Below are 4,137 nucleotides of genomic sequence, written 5' to 3' on the forward strand. Positions count from 1 at the left end.
TTCGAGAACATCTTCCGCCGCGAGAGCGTGCGCGCCGCCATCGTGGAAGGCGACAGCTTCCACCGCCACGATCGCCAGCAGATGAAGCTGCGCCAGGCCGAGGCAGAGCGCGATGGCAACCGCAACTTCAGCCACTTCGGCCCGGAAAACAACCTCTTCGCCGAGCTCGAAGCGCTGTTTGCCGACTACGGCAGAGCGGGCACCGGCAAGTCGCGCAAGTACCTGCACGACGCCGAAGAGGCCGCCCCGTACCAGCAGCAGCCCGGTACTTTCACACCCTGGGAAGACCTGCCCCCCGGCACCGACCTGCTGTTTTACGAAGGCCTGCACGGTGCCGTGATCACGCCCGAGGTCAACATCGCACAACACCCCGACCTGCTGATTGGCGTGGTGCCCGTCATCAACCTGGAATGGATCCAGAAACTCTGGCGCGACAAATCCAAGCGCGGCTACAGCACCGAAGCCGTGACCGACACCATCTTGCGGCGCATGCCCGACTACGTGAACTACATCTGCCCGCAGTTCGCGCACACGCACGTCAACTTCCAGCGCGTGCCCTGCGTCGACACGTCCAACCCGTTCATCGCACGCGAGATTCCGGCGCCCGACGAGAGCTTCGTGGTCATCCGCTTCGCCAAGCCCAAGGGCATTGACTTCCAGTACCTGCTCAACATGGTCCACGACTCGTTCATGTCGCGCGCCAACACGATCGTGGTGCCCGGCGGAAAGATGGAGCTGGCCATGCAGCTCATCTTCACGCCCTTCATCTGGCGAATGATGGAACACCGGCAACGGGCGATGGCATGACCCCCAGGAGCTGACCCCATGAAAAGCTATCCCTACGACCTGATCCTCTTCGACCTGGACGGCACCTTGATCGAGACCGCCCCGGAGATTGCCGACGCCGTCAACGACACCCTCAACGAATTCCGCCGGGCGCTGGTGACCCAGCAACAGGTCAACGACTGGATTGGCCACGGCACCCGCGAGCTGCTGATCCAGGCGCTGGCGCATGTGGATGGCGTCACGGCGCAGCAGGTGCGACAGAGCGATGCATTCGCCGGCATCGAGGCCGCTTTCGGCCAGCACTACGAGCGGCGCTGCGGCACGCGCAGCCGCCTCTACCCCGGCGTGCGAACCATTCTGCAGGCGCTGCGCGCCGCCGGCGTGAAGCTGGCCATCGTCACCAACAAGGAAGCGCGCTACACGCGGGTGGTGCTCGACGCCCACTCGCTCACGCCGCTCTTTCACCGCGTGATCAGCGGCGACACGCTGGCGGTGAAGAAGCCCCACCCCGCCGCGGTGGACGACTGCCTGACCCGCTTCGGCATTGCGCGCGAACGGGCCTTGTTCGTGGGCGACTCCAGCATCGACGTGGCGACCGCGCGCAACGCCGGCATCGCCGTCTGGGCGCTCACCTACGGCTACAACATGGGCCAACCCATCGAACAGAGCCATCCCAACCGGGTGATCGCCGACCTCTCTGCGCTCACCCACCATTTGCCTGTGTAGCCGACGACCGGCGGATGAACGCGGTGCGCACTGGAACTGCACCACCCAAAGCCGCCTATTCAGGGGATTGCCCACGGGCCGACTGGGCAACGATAAGGGCCCCGTTCTGTTTTCTCTTCGCTCGCAGCGACTTGCGAGCAGAAAGATCGCCCCATGAAGATCGCTCTCAAGCTCCCCATTGCGTTCGCCGCCGGCCTGCTGCTGGTGGCCGCTGCCGCGCTGTTCGGTATCTCGCGGCTGCACCAGGCCATCCACACCTTCGAAACCGAGGTGCACGAAAGCCACATGCGCGCGGCGCAGGCCAGCCACTTGCTGAGCCAGTTCAAGACGCAGGTGCAGGAGTGGAAGAACACGCTGCTGCGCGGCAAAGACCCCGCCCAGCTCGACAAGTACTGGAGCGCGTTCAACAAGATCGAGAAGGACATGGCCGAGCAGTCGCGCACGCTGGCAGCGGCCTTGCCGGCAGGCAAGTCGCGTGAACTGGTGGAACAGTTCTCCGCCGCGCACGCCACCATGGGCCAGAACTACCGCACGGCCTTCGAGACGTTCAAGTCCTCCGGCTTCGATCACGCCGTGGGCGACAAGGCCGTGAGCGGCATGGACCGGGCGCCCGCGAAACTGCTGGACGAAGCGGTGCAGCAGATTGCCGCAGACAGCACCGCGCTGGCCGCTCGCGCGAACGCCGACGCCAACACCGCCACCACCATCAGCCTGTCCCTCATGGGGCTGGTGTGCCTCGTGGGCATGGCCGGTGGCGCCATGTTCAGCCGCACCATCACCACGCCGATCCAGCGCGCCGTGGACACCGCCGAGCTGGTGGCCAGCGGCGACCTCACCACCCGGGTGAATGCCCGCGGCAGGGACGAAATCGCCCAGCTGCTGAACGCCCTGCAGGTCATGCAGGAAAAGCTCGCCGCCGTGGTGCGTGAAGTGCGTGCGAATTCGGAAAGCGTGGCCTCTGCCAGCGCCCAGATCGCCCAGGGCAACCAGGACCTGAGCCAGCGCACGGAGCAACAGGCATCTGCCCTGGAAGAGACCGCCGCCTCGATGGAAGAGCTCAGCTCCACCGTGCGCCAGAACGCCGACAACGCACGCCAGGCCAACCAGCTGGCCGTGGGCGCGAGCGAAGTGGCCGCCAAGGGCGGCGCGGTGGTGGGCCAGGTGGTCGACACCATGAAGGGCATCAACGACTCCAGCCGCCAGATCAGCGACATCATCGGGGTCATTGATTCGATCTCGTTCCAGACCAACATCCTCGCGCTCAACGCGGCTGTGGAGGCCGCGCGCGCGGGCGAGCAGGGCCGCGGGTTTGCGGTGGTGGCGGGCGAAGTGCGCAACCTCGCGCAGCGCAGCGCCGAAGCGGCCAAGGAAATCAAGCGGTTGATTGGCGCCAGCGTGGAGCGCGTGGGCAAAGGCACGGCCCTGGTGGACGAAGCCGGCGCCCAGATGACCGAGATCGTGGCCGCCATCCAGCGCGTGACCGACATCATGGGCGAGATCAGTGCCGCATCCAGCGAACAGAGCGACGGCGTGGCCCAGGTGGGCAACGCGGTCACGCAAATGGATCAGGCCACGCAGCAGAACGCCGCGCTGGTCGAAGAAAGCGCCGCAGCGGCCGCCAGCCTGAAGACCCAGGCCGAGCGCCTGGTGCAGGCGGTGGCGGTGTTCCGGCTGCAGGCCGCCTGAGCGGCGGCCCGCGCTTCAGTGGGGCAAGGCCTGCTGCGACACCTGTCCGGGCCGAGCCGAATAGCGCACCAGGCTGTCCAGCGCCTCGATTTCCACGCGCGCTGAGCGGCGCCCGTACACCTCGGCCTTGAGCCAGACGAGCTCCTCGTCCAGGCGGGCGGCGTCGGGCAAGGTGCAGAACCACACCTTGGCCTCGGCGTCCCAGCGGTAGCCGCGGGCCTTGAGCGGGTCTTTCGACTCAAACGGCGAACCCGTGGCGCGCAGCTTGAAGCTGGGCTTTGCGGCCGCCGCCATCAGGCGCGCCAGGCCGGTGGCCGCACCTTGCACGGGCTGCGCCAGCACCTGCAGCAAGGCGTGGCAGTCCACCAGCGCGCGGTGCGCGTCGTAGAACCAGCCGTGGTCCTGCGCCAGGGCACTGAGCTTGGACGAGCCAGCGCCGGCGGCCTTCCAGTCGATGTCGGCAAACGAACACGCCCAGGCCTTGCCCGCAAAACACGGAAAACGGGCTTCGACAAACGGACGGTCAAACGCAGCGTTGTGCGCCACGATCAGGTCGGCCTGGGCCACCAGGGCTTGCACCGCGAGGTCGTCCAGCCGGTGGCCGCGCACCATGTCGTCGCTGATGCCCGTCACTTCTTTGGCCACCGCAGGAATGGGCATGCCCGGGTCTTCAAAGCCTTCGAAGCGCTCGACCGGGCCAAACGGCAGGCCCGATGCCACGTCCACCTGCACGCACAGCATGGCCAGTTCGATGATCTTGTCGGCCTGGTGCGACAGGCCCGTGGTTTCGGTGTCGAGCACCAGCACGCGCTGCACGCCCTGCACGGCGGCGGGTGCCGGGCCAAAGTCGAGCACGGGCACCAGCCGGCGCAGCACGCGAAAGTCGGGGTCTTGTTCAAGCTGCCGGGCGAGCTCTTCCAGCGAAGGTGTGGCCTGGGA

4 protein-coding genes are annotated in these 4,137 nt (G+C 66.8%); 3 read left to right on the top strand and 1 reads right to left on the bottom strand.

Features of this window, described 5'->3' with window-relative positions:
• The 3 genes from KXJ60_RS05245 to KXJ60_RS05255 all read left to right on the top strand — a co-directional run.
• The coding region (locus tag KXJ60_RS05245) for a phosphoribulokinase (protein WP_291124790.1) at positions 1 to 807 on the top strand (807 nt) is incomplete at its 5' end.
• An 18-nt stretch (positions 808 to 825) separates the two neighbouring features.
• Positions 826 to 1,512, top strand: coding sequence for a phosphoglycolate phosphatase (gene gph, locus KXJ60_RS05250; RefSeq protein WP_291124792.1), 687 nt, complete (start codon positions 826 to 828; stop codon positions 1,510 to 1,512).
• A gap of 153 nt (positions 1,513 to 1,665) precedes the next feature.
• The gene (locus KXJ60_RS05255; protein WP_291124794.1) at positions 1,666 to 3,198 is read left to right on the top strand and encodes a methyl-accepting chemotaxis protein; all 1,533 of its coding nucleotides are present in this window, start codon (positions 1,666 to 1,668) and stop codon (positions 3,196 to 3,198) included.
• Positions 3,199 to 3,213: 15 nt separating this feature from the next.
• Here KXJ60_RS05255 and KXJ60_RS05260 read toward each other — a convergent pair.
• A partial coding sequence (locus KXJ60_RS05260) for a 3'-5' exonuclease (RefSeq protein WP_366018003.1) occupies positions 3,214 to 4,137 on the bottom strand: 924 nt, incomplete at its 5' end.

The sequence above is a fragment of the Hydrogenophaga sp. genome (assembly GCF_019264445.1).
In the GTDB taxonomy this organism is placed as follows: domain Bacteria; phylum Pseudomonadota; class Gammaproteobacteria; order Burkholderiales; family Burkholderiaceae_C; genus Hydrogenophaga.